Source organism: Streptosporangium sp. NPDC002524 (assembly GCF_040295985.1).
In the GTDB taxonomy this organism is placed as follows: Bacteria; Actinomycetota; Actinomycetes; order Streptosporangiales; family Streptosporangiaceae; genus Streptosporangium.
On record NZ_JBEOWK010000007.1, the window covers coordinates 148,923 to 164,383 of the forward strand.

A 15,461-nucleotide genomic window follows, 5' to 3' on the forward strand; every position below is an offset into this window, starting at 1 on the left:
CGCAGGGACTCCGGGGCGCTGAGGCGTCGCGGCTCTAGGGCAGGGTGACCGACTCGCCGGGCTTGAGGCGGCGCATGTCGGCCTTCTGCTTGTCCGACTCCGTCTCCAGCCACATGTCGATCAGCCGGAGCCCGATGTCGTTGAGCAGGCCGTCGTGGGTGGAGAAGGCGCGGGCGGGGCGGACCTGGCGGAGATACTCGACCATCTCCGACGCCTTCATCCACGGCGCGTTCGTCGGCACCAGGAGGGTGGGCACCTCGACGCCCGGCGGGGTGAACGCGTCACCCGGGTAGAAGACCTCCTCGTCCACCAGGAAACCGACGTTGCGCACGATCGGCATGTCCGGGTGGTTGGGGGCGTGCCACTCGCCGACGACCCTCACCCCGAACCCGGCCGTGTCGAAGGTGTCGCCGTGCCATACGACCTGGATCTTCGCGGGGACGTCGGCGAGCGCGGCGGCCACGCCCTCGTTGGTCCAGATCTCCAGGGACGGGTTGGCCCCGGCCGCCCGGCGTAGCCGGTCGGCGTCCACGTGGTCGAAGTGCTCGTGGGTGATGAGTACGGCCCGGGCCCCGTCGAGCGCGGACTCCTCGCTGAAGGAGCCCGGGTCGATCACGAGGGCGGAGTCGTCCTTCTCCAGGCGGACACACGCGTGCCCGAATTTCGTGAGTCTCATCCCCTCACTTTATGGGCGTGCCGGATCATGCTCCCGCGGGGGGCGGCACCGTCGCGCCCCCGGCCCGATCCCCGGCGGCGATGCTGTGGAGCAGCCGCGCCAGCAGGCCGGAGAGCTGCTCGCGCTCGGCCGCCGACAGGCCGGAGAGCATCCGTTCCATGCCGCGGAGGTGGTCGCCCACCGCGCCGCCGACGAGCTCGCGCCCCTCGGGGGTGAGCCGGACCCGCACCCCGCGGCCGTCGGAGGGATCGGGGGCGCGGACCAGCAGGCCCGCCGCCTCCAGGCGGTCGACGCGGTTGGTGGTCGCGGCGGGTGAGAGCAGCATCGAGGAGGACAGGGCCCCGGCCGACAGTCCCTCGGCGACCCCGGAGCGGTACAGGGTGGCGAGCACGTCGAACTCCCCCCGGTTGAGGCCGTGGGCGCGCAGGGTCGCGGCGATGGCCGTGCCCGCGAGGGTGTCGGCACGGGTCAGGCGGCCGAACAGGGCCATCGGCCGCGGGTCCACGTCGGGCATCTCCCTGTTCCACTGCTCGATCATCCGCTGGACACCGGCGTCCGGGTCTTCCATGCGCGCTCCTCACGTCTCGGTCCCAATAGTTTGACATCGAAATACCTGGGTGCAACTATTTCTACGTCGAAATTCTTTGGGAGGATCATCATGAACGACGCGCAGCGCAACGCCCAGGCCGTACGGGATCTCTACGACGCCCTCGGCGCGGGGGACCTGGAGGGCGCGGGGAGGGCGCTCACCCCCGACTCGGTCCTGCACGTCCCGGGGCGGGGCGCCAACACCGGCGACTACGCCGGACGCGACGCCGTCCTCGGCTTCGTCGCCCACGCCTTCACCGTCACCGGCGGCACGCTCAAGCTGACCGTGCACCGCGTGCTGTCGGATGACGAGACGGCCGTGGCCCTCACGACCTACACCGCCTCCCGGCCCGACCGCGACCTCCCGCTGGAGAACAACCTCGCCCACGTCATGACGATGCGCGACGGCAGGATCGCCGAGGGCTGGTTCCACAGCCGGAACCAGTACGAGGTCGACGCCTTCTGGGGCGATGAGGGCGATGAGACCGCCTGAGCCGGGCGTGCCCCGGGCCGTGGTCTCCGGGGAGGGCCTCGGGGGGTCTCGGGGAGGACGCTTCTCGCGGGGGGAGAGGGGGAGGCCGGAGGGGGAACGCGCGGGGGGCTGCCGGGAAGGGTGCCCCCCCCGCGGTCCTGTCAGGTGATCACGGGCGGTGCGGTGCCGCCGTCACCACCCCAGATGTCCTCGTCCTCGGTGAGCCAGGTGGAGCGTTCGCGATCCTGGTTCCCCTCGCCCGCCGCGCCGCCCATCGGCATGAACGGCATGCCGCCCATGCCCATGCCGCCGCGGCCGTCGGCCCGAGGGCCCGCGGCGCCGCCGAAACCGCCGCCGGTCCCGGTGGTGCCGCCCGTGCCGACCCAGGAACTCGGCCCGGCGGGGCCGTTCTGGCCGAACGAGGTGGGGCCCGCGCCCCCTCCGCCGCCACCGCCGGTGGGCAGGCCGATACCGGTGCCGGGGCCTGTCCCGGTCCCGGGACCGAGTCCCGTGCCCGGGCCGAGCCCGGTGCCGGGGCCGAGGCCCGTGCCGGGACCGAGCCCGGTGCCGGGACCACCCGGCACGGTGGGCTCGAAACCGGCCAGCTTGGTGTTGCGCGGATCGTTCGGGTCCAGGCCCGGGTTCGGGTTGTTCGGGTTCAGGACCGCCGGGTCGGTGGAGAGCCCGGGCGGGACGGTCCCGCTTCCCGGCGGGCCACCCGTGCCGGGGTCGCCGGCGCCGGGAACACCGGGAACGTTCGTGCCGGGCCCGCCCGGATAGGCCGGGTCGGAGACGCCGGGGTAGGCCGGGTTGGAGACGCCGGGATAGCCGCCCCCACCCGGATAACCACCGCCTCCCGGGTAGCCACCGCCTCCCGGATAACCGCCGCCGGGGTAGCCCCCGCCGCCGGGGTAACCGCCGCCCCCCGGATAGCCGCCGCCGGGATAACCGGCACCGCCGGGGTAACCCCCGCCGGGATAGCCGCTTCCCGGATAGCCCTCGGTGCCGCCCGGGTAGCCCTGGGTGGTGAGCGGAGGGGTGGTCGCGCCGCTCAGCTGGGGCAGGTCCTTCTCCACGGTCGCGGGAATGCTGTTGTAGAGGTTGACCAGCTCCTGGTTGAGCGCCATCAGGTCCTCACGGGCGAAGTCGTTCGTCGACTTGTTCGTGAAGAGGTAGGTGTCGCCGATCTTCCCGGTGGCGATGTCGTCCCCCGGGAGGAAGTCGACGGCGTCGAGGAACCCTCCCATCGACGGCCTGTTGACGGCGTAGTCGATGTACTTGGGAAGGACCTCCCTGCCGTAGTGGGTCAGTGGTTGCCCGAGCTCGCCGCAGCGGGTGGCCAGCTCGTTGACCGTCTTGTGGACCAGCTGGAGCGCGTTCTGCGCCTCGACCGAGGCGTCGCCGCTCCAGACCTGGGCGAGTTCGCCGGCGACCTGCCTGATCAGGAGGTGGCTGTCGCGCAGTGTGCCCGCCGCGGAACTGTAGGCGTGGCCCGCGTCCTCGATGGCCCGCGGGTTGGTGGCCTCCAGCATGGCCTTGATCTCTTCGGCGCTGTAGCCGCTGTAGTGGCCACGGCTGCCGATTCCGGGAGGGCCCTCACCGTCGAACTTGATGTGGTGAAGCGCGTGGTCGTTGCCCATCTCCTCAGCTCGTCTTGTTCGTGGTGCTGGCCTGCTCGGCGTTCTGGTAGTTGTAGGCGGCGGCCCGCAGCAGCTCGATCGCGGCCCGATACTTGGCGACGGTGTCCTGGTAGACCGCGCCGATCTTCACGTGGGCCTTGCCCGTGGTCCTGGCGAGGTCCTTGGCGGTGTCCCAGGTGCCGAAGTGGGCCTCGGTCAGGTTGGTCATGGACCGCATGTCCTGCAGGGCTCCCTCGTTCGAGCCCTCCAGACGTGCGACGTCCTCCTCCAGAGCCTTGAGGAGCTGCTTGATCCGGTCGCGCTTGATCTCGACGGCCGGACGGTTCTTGTCGAGGCCGGGCCAGGGGGACGCGGCCCTGTCTTCAAGAGGTGGCATGCCTCTCTCCCCGTTGCTAAGGGGCCGCGGCACCGCCGCGACCCGGTTGGTTCTCCCCGCTCAGGTGGGGCCGCGGCACCGCCGTGACCCGCTCCGCTCGCGGGATCAGCGCCCGTCGAACATCGTGACGTTGACCTTCTCGGTCATCGCGAAGTTCTCCCTGCCGATCTCGATGACGCCACCGAGGCGCTGGAGCAGCGCGGCCATCCGGCCGGACGCCGCGTCCCACTGGGCGCGGGCGCCGTAGTAGGCCGTGCGCGCGTCGCCCTCCCAGTCACCGAGCAACCGGTCGAGGTCCCCTTCCAGGTTCTGGAGGGTGCCTTCAAGCATCTGCCACTGCCGGGCGAAGTCGCCGGCAGAGCGGTCCATCTGGCCGAAGTCGACAAGAGTGCGGTCGAAGTCGCTAGCCATGGTGATCCCCGTTTCCGAATCCGTCAGCTGTTGATGTCGGCCCCGAGCCGCCTGGACACGGCGGTCTGGTTCTCCTGGGCCGTCTCGTAGTTCTTCTGGATGTTCTTGAGCTTGATGGACAGGCCCTCGAGCTCGCGCAGGATGTTGGTCATCTCGGTGCTCCAGGCGTTGAACACGCCGTCGAAGGAGACCGCCGACTGGCCGTCCCAGCCGGAGCGCAGCTCGCCCCGGTGGCCTTCGAGCTGGGTCTTGATCTGGTTGATCGTGTTCTTGGCGTCGTCGGTCTTCTGTGACGCCTCGCCAAGCCGCGAATGGTACGCGGAGGTCTTCTGGACCATGTGACACCTCCATGGTGTTCGACTGGCATGGGACTTTCGATCATTACAAAGTGGACAGCCGTTACGTCTCTCACCAATAACAAACAGATATACCGTTGGTAACGGGGATCACGGTTGTCCCACGGGTACCGGGATCGCCGCCGCCGTCCGGTTGAGCGCGGGGCCCTGCGGGATCAGGTGCACGATGTGCGCCGGCAGCGGCGCGACGTCCGCGGCGGTGTAGCCGAGGCTCGCCAGCGACTCCGTCGCGGTGACCGCGTGCCGCCGCCCCTGGTCGCTGACGAGGAAGACCGAGGTGACCGCGTCCAGCCTGCCGTTCCCCGGCAGCACGCCCACCAGCGACGCGGTGCCCGGTGGGAGCACGACCTGGTCCACCGAGTCCTGGTCGAACCGGCCCGCCGGCGGCGCGGGGATGCGCATGGTGCTGCCGACGGTCAGCCGCGCCCGGGTCGATCCGCGTTCGGTGTCGGCGTAGACCGCGCACACGGGCGAGGCGGGGTCGGGGGCGATGACCCGCGGCATGGCCGTGGGAAGCCCCGCGGGGTCGAAACGGGTGGCCGAGCGCCGCATCCCGTTCGCGGTCGCCGCGTCGATCTCCACGGCGCGCACCGGCGCCCTGCCGTACGCCCTCTTGCTGGCCGGGTCCTGGAGCAGGAGGTCGGCCTGGGCGGGCGTGAGCGCGGCCAGGCCGTCGGGGAGCAGGACGTACCACTTGGCCGCGCCGCCCGACGCCGCGCGCACGGTGTAGATCCGGCCCGCGACGGAACGCCCGCCGTCGGGGCCGCGCACCACCCTGCCGCGCGCGGCGAGCGCCGGGGCGCGGAAGTCGGGGCCGATGGGCAGCGCGTTGAGCCAGGCCGCGGGGACCTGCCGGGGCTGCTCCTCGGTCAGCGCCCGCAGGCTCTCCTGCGGCACCCGCATCCGCCGGTCCGACCAGAGCAGCCAGGTCTGCGAGCCCTCCTCCACGACCATCGCGGTGTCCCGCCCGAACGGGGTGCCGCCGACCGCGAAGCCGCCGATCAGCGAGGTGTGCGGGGTACGCGTACCGGCGGCGTCCACGCCCTCGACCACGCAGGCCGACCAGGGCGCGCGGACCAGCCGCTCGCGGGGCGGCAGGGACTCGGGGGCGCCGGGGATGCCGACCATGAGCCCGCGCGGGAAGCGCGCGAGCGACGCCGTGGAGACCGTGCGGACCGCCACGTTCTGCCCGCCCTGCCCGCCGCCGAGCAGCAGCCGGGCCGAGGTGACGTTGGCGACCGGGATCATCTGGCCCCGCGTCGCGCTGTAGACGAAGGTCGCGCCCGACTCCTCCTCGACGATCACCGTCCCCGGCGCGGTGAGCGCGGTGGCGCCGCCGGGCTTCAGCAGGCCGTAGATGCCGAACGCCACGGCCACCAGCACCGCGACCAGCACGCCGCAGAACGTCGCGACGTTGTGCCTGCGCATCGGCGACTCGGGCACGTCGGGCTCGCCCTGGAGCAGGGCCATGCCCAGGCGCTGGGTCATCAGCCGGTGCGCCTGATAGAGATCACGACGGGTCTGCATCCCACCTCCGCCTCGCCGGATGCGCGGTCGCCGACAGCATAGAAGCGTGATCGCCGGGCGGTGCACGGGCCACCGGTGGTGAACGGCGGTGGTACCGGACGTTTCCGGCCGTCGGCGACCCCGTGAACAGGCCTTCGAGGTGGGCGGGGGGACCGGCTCGGGATGGTAGGAGATGTCCGGGAACACGTGATCACGGAGGCCGCATGACCCAGGAGAAGTACGTCACCTCCAAGGCGATCGAGGGGATTCGCAAGGAGATCGAGGAGGACGTCATCCCGAGGATCAGGGAGATGCACGCGATGCTGGGCGACACGACGGTCGGGTTTCCCGGCTGGGGGGCGGTCGGCGAGCTCGCGGTCGGGATGCGCTACCGGGAGGTACAGCGGGACGTCGGGGAGAAGTTCGACGCCGCGGTGGAGGTGCTGGAGTCGTGGACGGCCGCGCTGACCACCGCCCGCGTCAACTGGCGGACCGCGGAGGACAACAGCACCGTCGTGTACCAGTGAGCCGCTTATCAGCGAGCCGCGTACCGGTGAGTCGTGCGGTGGTGAGTCGCGTATCAGCGAGCCGCGTACCGGTGAGTTGTGCGTCGGTGAGTTGCGTATCAGCGAACCGTGTACCAGTGAGCCGTGTACCGGTGAGTTGTGTGTCGGTGAGCCGGGGGAGGGAGATCTGACGTGACCGCGAGACCGGGCGGGAGGCCGAGCCCGCTGACGGCGGGCAAGAGCGCCAAGGGGGTGATCACGAACTCCTCCAAGGTCCTGTCCACCCTCAAGGGCGGTGCCAGGCTGGCGCCCACGGCCTGGGCGGGCGTGGCGATCGCGAGCACCGCCGTGGCGAACGTGCCGGGCATGGCCGACGCCTACAACAACTGGGAGTCCATCCACTCGCGTCTGGACACCGCGGTGAAGAGCTACGTCGCCGTCCTGCTCACGAAGGAGAAGGAGGGGTGGATCGCCGACGACAGGGAGGCGTTCGACGACGCCGTCCAGCGGATGCAGGAGGCGCTGGAGAGCCTGCGCGCCTACGTCAAGAACATCGCCGGGATCGTCGACGAGCTGGGGGACGCCTACCGCGCGTACTGGCTCGCCATCGCCAAGATCGCGGCCACCCTGCTCGCCCTCGCGACGATCGCGGCGGCGATGCTGGCGACCCCGTACGCGGCCAGTGCCATGGTCAACCTGAGGATGCTGGGCACGCTGGCAAGCCAGGTCATCGCCGTGTCGACCGGCGCGCTGGGCAAGCTCGTCGCCTCGGTGGCCGGGAGCATGTCGGTCTACTTCTCCGGCAAGGCGTGGGTCCAGTCGTTCAACCTGGAGCCCACCGGCTCGGCCAAGGTCGACTTCACCAAGGCGAGGATCGATCCCTCGCTGCTGCCGTACCAGGCGGCGCCCACGGGCGCGCCCGGCCAGGCGCCCCAGCTGCCCAAGGGCGGGACGTTCGAGTGGCTGTCCCCCAAGAAAGAGATGCCGGAGCCGTACAAGTGAGCGACCCCAACTTCGGGAACCCGCACCTGGGAAACCCCGAGAACCTGCGGCTGGAGGACCTGGACGCCGTCGTGCGGCAGAGCGAGGAGACGCTGCGGCGGCTCGGCGGGGTCTTCGGCGAGCTGGAGACCGTCACCGGGGAGGGGACCGGTGCCGACGGCCTGGCCCGCGCCCTGGTGGACGGCACCGGGCGGATCAAGGAGGTCACCCTTGAGCCGCGCATCATGCGCCTGGACAGCCAGGCCGTCGCCGAGGCGGTGACCGAGGCGGTCCGCGCCGCCCAGGAGGCCGCCGCCCGCGCCAACGAGGAACTGCTCCGCGCCGCCACCGGCGGCGACCCGCTCCCGCTGGACATGGCCGACGCCCGCCGCCGTTTCGAGGACATCGGCCAGGACCTCGTCCGCACCTTGGACGACCTGACCCGCGACTGACCGCCCGCCCGGCACTATCCGGCCCGGCCCTGCCCGGCACGCTCGGAGGGTACGGGCCGTACGCGCTCCCGGGCGACACGGATCCGGGATTTCGTACGGCACGGGCCCCCGGGCCGTACGGAACCCCGGCGGGACGGGAGCCGGGCGGAGGCAGGCGGAGCAGGGAGCGGGTGGGTGGAGCCGGGTCGGGCCGGGGGGAACCCCCCGGTCAGCCCGACAGGCCCCTGATCGCCGCGTACACGTCCATCACCCCGAGCGCGAGCGGGAGCAGGGCGAGGATCAGGCAGAACTCCACGACGTCCCCCGCGCGTCCCCAGAACGGGGAGGGGCGCCGCTTCGGGAGGAACAGCGCCATCCCGCCCGCCAGCGCCGCCGCGCACACCAGGCCGATCGTCACCGCGAAGGCCGAGTCCGGCACGGTGAGCGCCACGCCCAGGGTCAGCGCCAGCAGCCCGGTCAGCCCGGAGCCGAGCAGCCAGAGGCGCTGGCCGGTCCCCTGGAAGACGCGGGCGCGCATCAGCAGCGCCAGCGAGAGCGTGACCAGTGTCGCGGGGGCGGTCCACCCGCTCGCGGTGAGCAGGACCGGCAGCGTGCCCAGCGCCACCAGGGCGACGCCCGACGTCAGGCCGGTCGCGAACCGCTCGGCCTCCGTCGCGCGCCGCCGGATGTCCGCGCCGTCGATGTCGTCGGTGTCGGCGCGCAGCTCCTCGGCGTTGGCGGGCAGCGCGGGCAGCGGGAGCCGCGCCAGCCGGAAGGCCGTCGTCGGGATGAGGGGGGCGCAGGCCAGGGTCACCGCGGCGGCCAGCGCGGCCACCCCGGCGGCGGGCGCCCCGGTGAACATGACGACCGCCGAGCAGATCGTCCCGATCACCGCGGCCAGCCCGACCCCGAAGAAGTTGGGCAGTCCCTCCGCGACGATCCAGCCGGTCACGGTGGCGACCAGCGCGGTCACCGCGAACCCGGCCAGCAGGTTGGGCGCTCCGAACGCGGCGGGACCGGCGGGGGGAGCGGGTACGCAGGCCCCGGCCAGGAAGGCGTGGGGCAGCGCGGTGTAGCCGATGGTCGCGCCGGCCCGGCCGTCGCCCACGGCCCTGGAGAGCGCGGCGCCCGCCACGACGGCGAGGATCGCGCACGCCCCGGCGAAGGCGACCACCGGCCCCCAGGGCGGCCCGCTCACCACGAGCACCGCGAACGCGGCGACCATCGACAGCGCCGCGGTGCCCAGCCCGACGCCCCTGGTGTGCGCGGCCCGCCAGCGGCCGGTCCGTTCCTTCACGCCGGTCGCCACGGTGTCGGCGACGTCGTCGAAGATCGCCTCGGGCAGCTGGGACGAGCGGGGCAGCAGGTAGAGGACCTCGCCGTCCCTGATGCCCAGCTCGGACAGGCCCGCGCCCGAGGGCATGGGGGCCGCGCCGATCCGCTGGAGCCCCCAGCCGCCCGCGGGCGCGACCTCCTCGGCGCTCTCGCCGGTGGCGGCGAGCAGGTCGGGCAGCAGGTGGGAGAGGGGGAGGTCCGAGGGCACCGCCAGGTCGACCCGGCGGCGCGGGGTGACGACGGTGATGCGGCACAGGGGGATTGCGGTCACCTGGTTCACAGGGCGCATGGTAGCCACCTCCACGATCACCCGGCACCCATCGGGGTCGCGGGGGCCGCGGTGTTCACCCCGCGATCACGCGGCGTCCACCGGGGTAACCGGGGTCAAGGTGTTCGTCCCGCGATCACGCGGTGTCCACCGGGGTAACCGGGTTCACGGCGTTCACCCTGCGATCAGCAGACATCGAGTCCGTGGTGTTCACCCTGCGACTACCGGGCATCCACCGGGGCCGCCGGGCTCACGGTGTTCGTCCCGCGATCACGCGGCGTCCGTCCGGCCCACGAGGTGCCGGGATTCACGCTCCGGCGATCGCTCTTCCACCCACCCGCCCGGCGGTCCCGGTATCGGTCCCGGGGTGTTCTCGAAGATTTCGTCGAACCCGGGGGGCGGTTTCGCTACGGTAATCCGGACTGGACATTATTTGCTTAACTCACATCGGGGGCGAAGTGGGCATCGTGGTCGTCCGGCGTCCCGAGCGGCGTCCGCCTCCGGCGCCACCGCGCGGCGAGATCCTCCTGGAGTCGCCGCCCGAGATCCCGGAGACCACCTCGGCCGGGTTCACGCAGGTGCTCATGTACCTGCCGATGGTGGCCGGCGGCGCCGCGATGGGGCTGATGTTCGCCGGGGGCGGCGGCGGGAACCCGATCATGTACGTGGCCAGCGGCATGTTCGCGCTCTCCATGGTCGGCATGACCGTCGGCCAGATGGGCCGGGCGGGCGGGGAGCGCAAGCAGCGGCTCAACGGCCTGCGCCGCGACTACTTCCGCTACCTGTCCCAGACCCGCGCCAAGGTCAGGCGCGCGGCGGGCAGGCAGCGCGAGGCGCTCGACTGGAACGGACCCGACCCCGACGCCCTCTGGGCGATCGCGCTGAGCGCCCGCCTGTGGGAGCGGCGGCCCTCGGACGCCGACTTCGGCGCCGTCCGGGTGGGCACCGGTTCCCAGCGCCTCGCCGTCCAGCTCATCCCGCCGGAGTCCAAGCCGGTCGAGGACCTGGACGCGATGTCCGCCGGGGCGCTGCGCCGCTTCGTCCGCGCCCACTCGACGGTGGCGGACCTGCCCATCGCCATCTCCCTGCACTCCTTCGCCAGGGTCAGGCCCACCGGCCCAGAGTCGGCCGTCCGCGACATGGTCAGGGCGCTCGTCGGCCAGCTCGCCGTCTTCCACTCGCCGGACGAGCTCAGGATCGCGGTGTGCGCGTCCAAGGAGTGGATGGCCCACTGGGAGTGGATCAAGTGGCTCCCGCACGCCCTGCACCCGCACGAGACCGACGCGGCGGGACCCGTCCGCCTCATGACCGACGACCTGGGCGAGCTCGACCGGCTGCTGGGCGCCGACTTCAAGAACCGGGCCCGGTTCAAGCCGGGGATCTCCGCCGACGCGCTCCCGTACCACATCGTGATCATCGACGGCGGGCACGTCCCGCAGGACTCCCCGCTGGGCGCGGACGCGATCGAGGGGGTCACCCTCATCGACCTCGACGGGACCACCACCCCGGCGGGGGAGAAGACGATGCTCAGGCTGCGCGTCACCGAGGAGTCGTTCAGCCGGGTCACCACGGACCAGGCGGGCAAGGAGGTCGTCACGCCGCTCGGCAGGCCCGACCGGTTCTCGTACCTGCAGGCCGACGGGCTCGCCAGGCGGCTGGCCCCGCTGCGCGGCTCCCCGGCCGGGGCGGGGGGCGGCGACGCGCTCGCCGCCGACACCACGCTGGCCGAGCTGCTGGGGCTCGGCGACGCGGCGGGGCTGGACCCGGCGCTGCTGTGGCGTCCCCGGGCGCCGCGCAACCGGCTGCGGGTGCCGATCGGCGTCGGCACCGACGGGCGCCCGGTCGAGCTGGACATCAAGGAGTCGGCGCAGGGCGGCATGGGCCCGCACGGCCTCGTCATCGGCGCCACCGGCTCCGGCAAGAGCGAGCTGCTGCGCACGCTGGTGCTCGGGCTCGCCGTCGCGCACTCGTCGGAGGTCCTGAACTTCGTGCTCGTCGACTTCAAGGGCGGCGCGACCTTCCTGGGCATGGACTCGCTGCCGCACGTCGCGGCCGTCATCACCAACCTCGCCGACGAGCTGCCGCTCGTCGACCGCATGCACGCCGCCCTGCACGGCGAGATGGTACGGCGCCAGGAGCTGCTCCGCGCCGCCGGGAACTACGCCTCGCTGCGCGACTACGAGCAGGCCAGGGAGCAGGGGGCCGACCTGCGGCCGATGCCGACCCTGTTCGTGGTGCTGGACGAGTTCAGCGAGCTGCTCTCGGCCAAGCCCGAGTTCATCGAGCTCTTCGTGATGATCGGCCGCCTCGGCAGGTCCCTGGGGGTGCATCTGCTATTGGCCTCGCAGCGGCTGGAGGAGGGCAGGCTGCGCGGCCTGGACACCCACCTGTCGTACCGGATCGGCCTGCGGACCTTCTCGGCGATGGAGAGCCGGGTGGTGCTCGGCGTGACCGACGCCTACGAGCTGCCCTCGGCGCCGGGCAACGCCTTCCTGAAGTTCGACACCACCGGGATGGTCCGCTTCAAGGCCGCGTACGTCTCCGGGCCCTACACCCCCGAGCGGCGGGTCGTGCGGCGCGAGCGCGCGGAGGGGCGGCGGATCGTCCCGTACGGTCCCGCCTACATCGCGCCTCCCGTCCAGCCCGAGCCCGAGGAGGAACCGGAGACGGTCACCGGCGCGGGGCGCGACACGCTGCTCGACGTCGTGGTCCGCAGGCTGGGCGGGCAGGGGCCGCCCGCGCACCGGATCTGGCTGCCGCCGCTGGCCGAGCCGCCCTCGCTGGACCAGATCCTCCCGCCGCTGTCCGTCACCCCGGACCACGGGCTGACGACCGCGCACTGGCAGGGACGCGGGGGGCTGCACGCGCTGCTCGGCGTCGTCGACCGTCCCTTCGAGCAGCGGCGCGACCCGTACTGGGTGGACCTGTCTGGCGCCGCCGGGCACCTCGCCGTGGCCGGGGGGCCGCAGAGCGGCAAGAGCACCGTGCTGCGCACGCTGATCGCGGGTCTCGCCCTCACCCACACCCCCGCCGAGGTGCAGTTCTACTGCCTCGACTTCGGCGGCGGCGCCCTCGCCTCGCTGGAGGGCCTGCCGCACGTCGGCGGGGTGGCCAACCGGATGGACGCCGACCGGGTCCGCCGTACCGTCGCCGAGGTCACCGCGCTGCTCGCGCGGCGGGAGCGGGAGTTCGCCGAGCGGGGCATCGACTCGATCACCACCTACCGGCGGCAGATCGCCGCCGGGACCGTGGACCCCGGCGGCTTCGGGGACGTCTTCCTCGTGGTCGACGGCTGGCTCACGGTCCGCCAGGAGTTCGAGTCGCTGGAGCCCACGATCACCGAGCTGGCCGCCCGAGGTCTCGGCTACGGCATCCACGTGGTCGCGGCGACCAACAAGTGGTCGGAGTTCCGGCCGTCCATCCGCGACCTGTTCGGCTCCCGGGTGGAGCTGAGGCTGGGCGACGCCTACGAGTCCGAGGTGAACCGCAGGACCGCGATGGCCGTTCCCGAGGGCGTGCCCGGACGCGGCCTGACCCGCGACGGCCTGCACTTCCTGAGCGCGCTGCCCCGCGTCGACGGCGGCGACCGGAGCGACGACCTGCCCGTCGCGACCCGGGCGATGGTCGAGTCCGTCGCCGCCGCCTGGCAGGGCCCGCCCGCGCCCCGGGTGCGGCTGCTGCCCGCCGTCCTCGCGCCGGAGAGCCTGCCGGGACCCGAGGAGACCGGCGCGCGCATCCCGCTGGGCATCGACGAGAGCACCCTGTCGCCGGTGCTCGCCGACTTCGACGCCGATCCCCACCTGGTCGTCATCGGCGACAACGAGAGCGGCAAGTCCAACCTGCTGCGCCTGGTGGCCGAGGGGGTCGTGGCCCGCCACGAGCCCGCGCGGGCCCGCCTCGTCGTCATCGACTACCGCCGCTCGCTGCTGGACGCCGCCTACACCGAGCACCGCATCGGGTACGCGGCCTCCTCGACCGCCGCCACCGAGTTCATCGGCGAGATCAGGGAGTCGCTCGTCAAGCGGCTCCCCCCGGCGAACCTCTCCCCGGAGGAGCTGCGCTCGCGCGGCTGGTGGAAGGGGGCGGACATCTACATCGTGGTGGACGACTACGACGTGGTGGCCTCGGGCGCCAACCCGCTCGGTGCGCTGCTCGACCTGCTGCCCCAGGCCCGCGACATCGGCCTGCACCTGGTGCTGGCCCGCGCGATGGGCGGCGCGGGACGGGCCATGTTCGACCCGGTGCTCCAGCGGCTCAAGGACATGGCCACCCCGGCCGTCATGATGTCGGGCCACAAGGACGAGGGCGTGCTGTTCGGGGTGCGCCCGCACGCGCTGCCGCCGGGACGCGCCTACCTCTCCGACCGCAGGAACGGCGTGCGCCTCATCCAGACCGCGTTCGTTCCCCAGCCCGGTCCGGAGAAGTGAACGGAAAGCAACAGAAGAGGGTGTTACTCGTAACAATGGATGACTAGTTTCACTCCCTCAACGTGTGTGACGTTCAGGGGGCTCTCTTGTCATTTCCTCCGGAGCCGACGGACATCAGTCCGGCCGATCTGAAAAAACGCAAGGAAGACTTCCACACCGAGAGCGACGAGCTCGCCAGGGCCTTCGCCAAGGCCATGGCCGACCTCGACGGCCTGGGAGCCTTCTGGGGCAACGACGAGACCGGCCAGAGGTTCGCGGGCGCCTCGGGCGGCACGGGCTATCTCGCCGCCAGGGACGAGGCGAAGACCCACGTCGAGGGCATCAGGGACGGCTATCGCAAGATCGGCGACAACCTGGGCCTGGTCGGCGACAACGTCACCGGGGCCAACTGGGCCACGGTCGGGGAGATGGTCAAGGCGGTCGTCGGCCCCAAGATCGACGTTCCCGTCAGCAAGGCCGAGCTCGAATGAGCAACCCGCTGGCGGCGGTGGGCGCGTTCGCCAAGGCCAACCCCGTCAAGACCGCGATGGGGGCCGGCTCCATCGGCGGCGCCGCGTTCGTCACGTCCATGCTCGGCGTGAGCTGGCCGGAGGGCGACCCGGACAAGCTGCGCAGCGCCGCGGACATCTGGGACGGCCTCGCCGACACCATCGAACGCGCCGGAGCCGACGCGAACGGTGTCGCCGAGCAGGTCTGGAAGAACAACGGCGGCGCGGCCGTGCAGGAGTTCCGCGCGCTGTGGACGGGCAAGCTCCGTCCCTACCCCGGCGAGGTCGCCAGGTTCTGCCGGGCGATCGCCACGGCCTGCCGCGACTACGCCCGCGCGGTGGAGATCACCCGGTACGTGCTGATCGTGCTCGCGATCCAGGCCTGGGTGAACATGGTCTACACGGTGGCCTGGGGCTGGGCCACCGCGGGCATCGGGGCGGCCGTGCAGAAGCAGATCATGGACAGGTTCCTCAAGGGCCGCGCGATCCTGCAGAAGAAGCTCTTCAAGATCAGTGTCGAGAAGATCATCTACAACTCGTTCTACTACCTGGGCGACAGCGTGGCCTACGCGGGCGGGCAGCAGGTGCTCCAGTGGAGCATTTTCGAGCTCGCCGGGGTCAAGAAGGACCTCACCGGCAACGACGTCACGGGCGAGGGCGAGAACACCAAGCAGTTCGGCCGGGGCTTCGCGAGCAACATGGCCTTCAACGCGGCCTTCGACCTGACCAAGATCGGTCCCTGGGGCAAGGCGTTCCCGAGCGACGCGGCGGGCAACCTGATGTCGCGGCTGGTCGGCTCGGGGACGTACACCGTGACGGACAACGCGCTCCAGGGGGATCCCGCCCTCCCCACCTGGGAGCAGTGGATCTCCAAGATCATCGTGCACGGCTCCCGCGCGGCCAAGCCCCCCGCCTGAGCGGGGGCCCCGGGAACGCCGGTGTCGTGGACGACCGGGTCTTCGTGAGCCACCCGCTGAGCGAGGGCCCCGGAGGTGCGGCC

16 protein-coding genes are annotated in these 15,461 nt (G+C 72.1%); 7 read left to right on the forward strand and 9 right to left on the reverse strand.

Features of this window, described 5'->3' with window-relative positions; translation table 11 throughout:
• Positions 1-34: 34 nt before the first annotated feature.
• On the reverse strand, positions 35-676 hold the full coding sequence (locus ABT053_RS14155; RefSeq protein WP_350969412.1) for an MBL fold metallo-hydrolase: 642 nt from the start codon (positions 674-676) through the stop codon (positions 35-37).
• A gap of 25 nt (positions 677-701) precedes the next feature.
• Positions 702-1,244 carry a MarR family winged helix-turn-helix transcriptional regulator gene (locus tag ABT053_RS14160; RefSeq protein WP_350969413.1) on the reverse strand — a complete coding sequence of 181 codons (543 nt, stop codon included), beginning with the start codon at positions 1,242-1,244 and terminating at the stop codon, positions 702-704.
• A gap of 90 nt (positions 1,245-1,334) precedes the next feature.
• On the opposite strand from ABT053_RS14160, the gene ABT053_RS14165 reads away from it, so the two are divergent.
• Positions 1,335-1,757 (forward strand): nuclear transport factor 2 family protein, encoded by a 423-nt coding sequence (locus tag ABT053_RS14165; protein WP_350969414.1) that lies wholly within the window; start codon positions 1,335-1,337, stop codon positions 1,755-1,757.
• A 140-nt stretch (positions 1,758-1,897) separates the two neighbouring features.
• On the opposite strand, the gene ABT053_RS14170 is transcribed toward ABT053_RS14165, so the two are convergent.
• The 5 genes from ABT053_RS14170 to eccB form a co-directional block, all read right to left on the reverse strand.
• Complete coding sequence (locus ABT053_RS14170; protein ID WP_350969415.1) at positions 1,898-3,376, reverse strand: WXG100 family type VII secretion target; 1,479 nt, start codon at positions 3,374-3,376, stop codon at positions 1,898-1,900.
• A 4-nt stretch (positions 3,377-3,380) separates the two neighbouring features.
• A complete protein-coding gene (locus tag ABT053_RS14175) occupies positions 3,381-3,752 on the reverse strand; it encodes a hypothetical protein (protein ID WP_350969416.1) in 372 nt (123 codons plus the stop codon).
• A gap of 105 nt (positions 3,753-3,857) precedes the next feature.
• Positions 3,858-4,163 (reverse strand): WXG100 family type VII secretion target, encoded by a 306-nt coding sequence (locus tag ABT053_RS14180; RefSeq protein WP_344917995.1) that lies wholly within the window; start codon positions 4,161-4,163, stop codon positions 3,858-3,860.
• Between the two features lie 23 nt (positions 4,164-4,186).
• Positions 4,187-4,501 carry a WXG100 family type VII secretion target gene (locus ABT053_RS14185; RefSeq protein ID WP_344917994.1) on the reverse strand — a complete coding sequence of 105 codons (315 nt, stop codon included), beginning with the start codon at positions 4,499-4,501 and terminating at the stop codon, positions 4,187-4,189.
• A 108-nt stretch (positions 4,502-4,609) separates the two neighbouring features.
• Entirely contained in the window at positions 4,610-6,046 is a 1,437-nt protein-coding gene (gene eccB, locus ABT053_RS14190; protein WP_350969417.1) for a type VII secretion protein EccB, read from the reverse strand.
• A 203-nt stretch (positions 6,047-6,249) separates the two neighbouring features.
• Here eccB and ABT053_RS14195 point away from each other — a divergent pair, with 203 nt between their 5' ends.
• Positions 6,250-6,552, forward strand: coding sequence for a hypothetical protein (locus tag ABT053_RS14195; RefSeq protein WP_350969418.1), 303 nt, complete (start codon positions 6,250-6,252; stop codon positions 6,550-6,552).
• Here the strand turns inward: ABT053_RS14195 and ABT053_RS14200 are convergent.
• The gene (locus ABT053_RS14200; RefSeq protein ID WP_350969649.1) at positions 6,506-6,718 is read right to left on the reverse strand and encodes a pentapeptide repeat-containing protein; all 213 of its coding nucleotides are present in this window, start codon (positions 6,716-6,718) and stop codon (positions 6,506-6,508) included. The two genes, ABT053_RS14195 and ABT053_RS14200, sit on opposite strands and share 47 nt — an antisense overlap.
• A gap of 5 nt (positions 6,719-6,723) precedes the next feature.
• Between ABT053_RS14200 and ABT053_RS14205 the strand changes: the two genes are divergently transcribed.
• Together ABT053_RS14205 and ABT053_RS14210 are read left to right on the forward strand one after the other, a co-directional pair.
• On the forward strand, positions 6,724-7,533 hold the full coding sequence (locus ABT053_RS14205) for a hypothetical protein (protein WP_350969419.1): 810 nt from the start codon (positions 6,724-6,726) through the stop codon (positions 7,531-7,533).
• Positions 7,530-7,964 (forward strand): YbaB/EbfC family nucleoid-associated protein, encoded by a 435-nt coding sequence (locus ABT053_RS14210; RefSeq protein WP_350969420.1) that lies wholly within the window; start codon positions 7,530-7,532, stop codon positions 7,962-7,964. Before ABT053_RS14205 ends, ABT053_RS14210 begins: the two co-directional genes overlap by 4 nt.
• A 208-nt stretch (positions 7,965-8,172) precedes the next feature.
• Here ABT053_RS14210 and eccD read toward each other — a convergent pair whose 3' ends face one another.
• The gene (gene eccD / locus ABT053_RS14215) at positions 8,173-9,558 is read right to left on the reverse strand and encodes a type VII secretion integral membrane protein EccD (RefSeq protein WP_350969421.1); all 1,386 of its coding nucleotides are present in this window, start codon (positions 9,556-9,558) and stop codon (positions 8,173-8,175) included.
• A 446-nt stretch (positions 9,559-10,004) separates the two neighbouring features.
• Between eccD and eccCa the strand changes: the two genes are divergently transcribed.
• The 3 genes from eccCa to ABT053_RS14230 all read left to right on the forward strand — a co-directional run bounded on the left by eccCa (position 10,005) and on the right by ABT053_RS14230 (position 15,378).
• Positions 10,005-13,973: a type VII secretion protein EccCa gene (gene eccCa, locus ABT053_RS14220; protein ID WP_350969422.1), complete on the forward strand. Its 3,969-nt coding sequence runs from the start codon at positions 10,005-10,007 to the stop codon at positions 13,971-13,973.
• Between the two features lie 86 nt (positions 13,974-14,059).
• Positions 14,060-14,443, forward strand: a complete 384-nt coding sequence (locus ABT053_RS14225; protein WP_350969423.1) for a hypothetical protein — start codon at positions 14,060-14,062, stop codon at positions 14,441-14,443.
• On the forward strand, positions 14,440-15,378 hold the full coding sequence (locus tag ABT053_RS14230) for a WXG100-like domain-containing protein (RefSeq protein WP_350969424.1): 939 nt from the start codon (positions 14,440-14,442) through the stop codon (positions 15,376-15,378). Before ABT053_RS14225 ends, ABT053_RS14230 begins: the two co-directional genes overlap by 4 nt.
• The last annotated feature ends 83 nt before the right edge of the window (positions 15,379-15,461 follow it).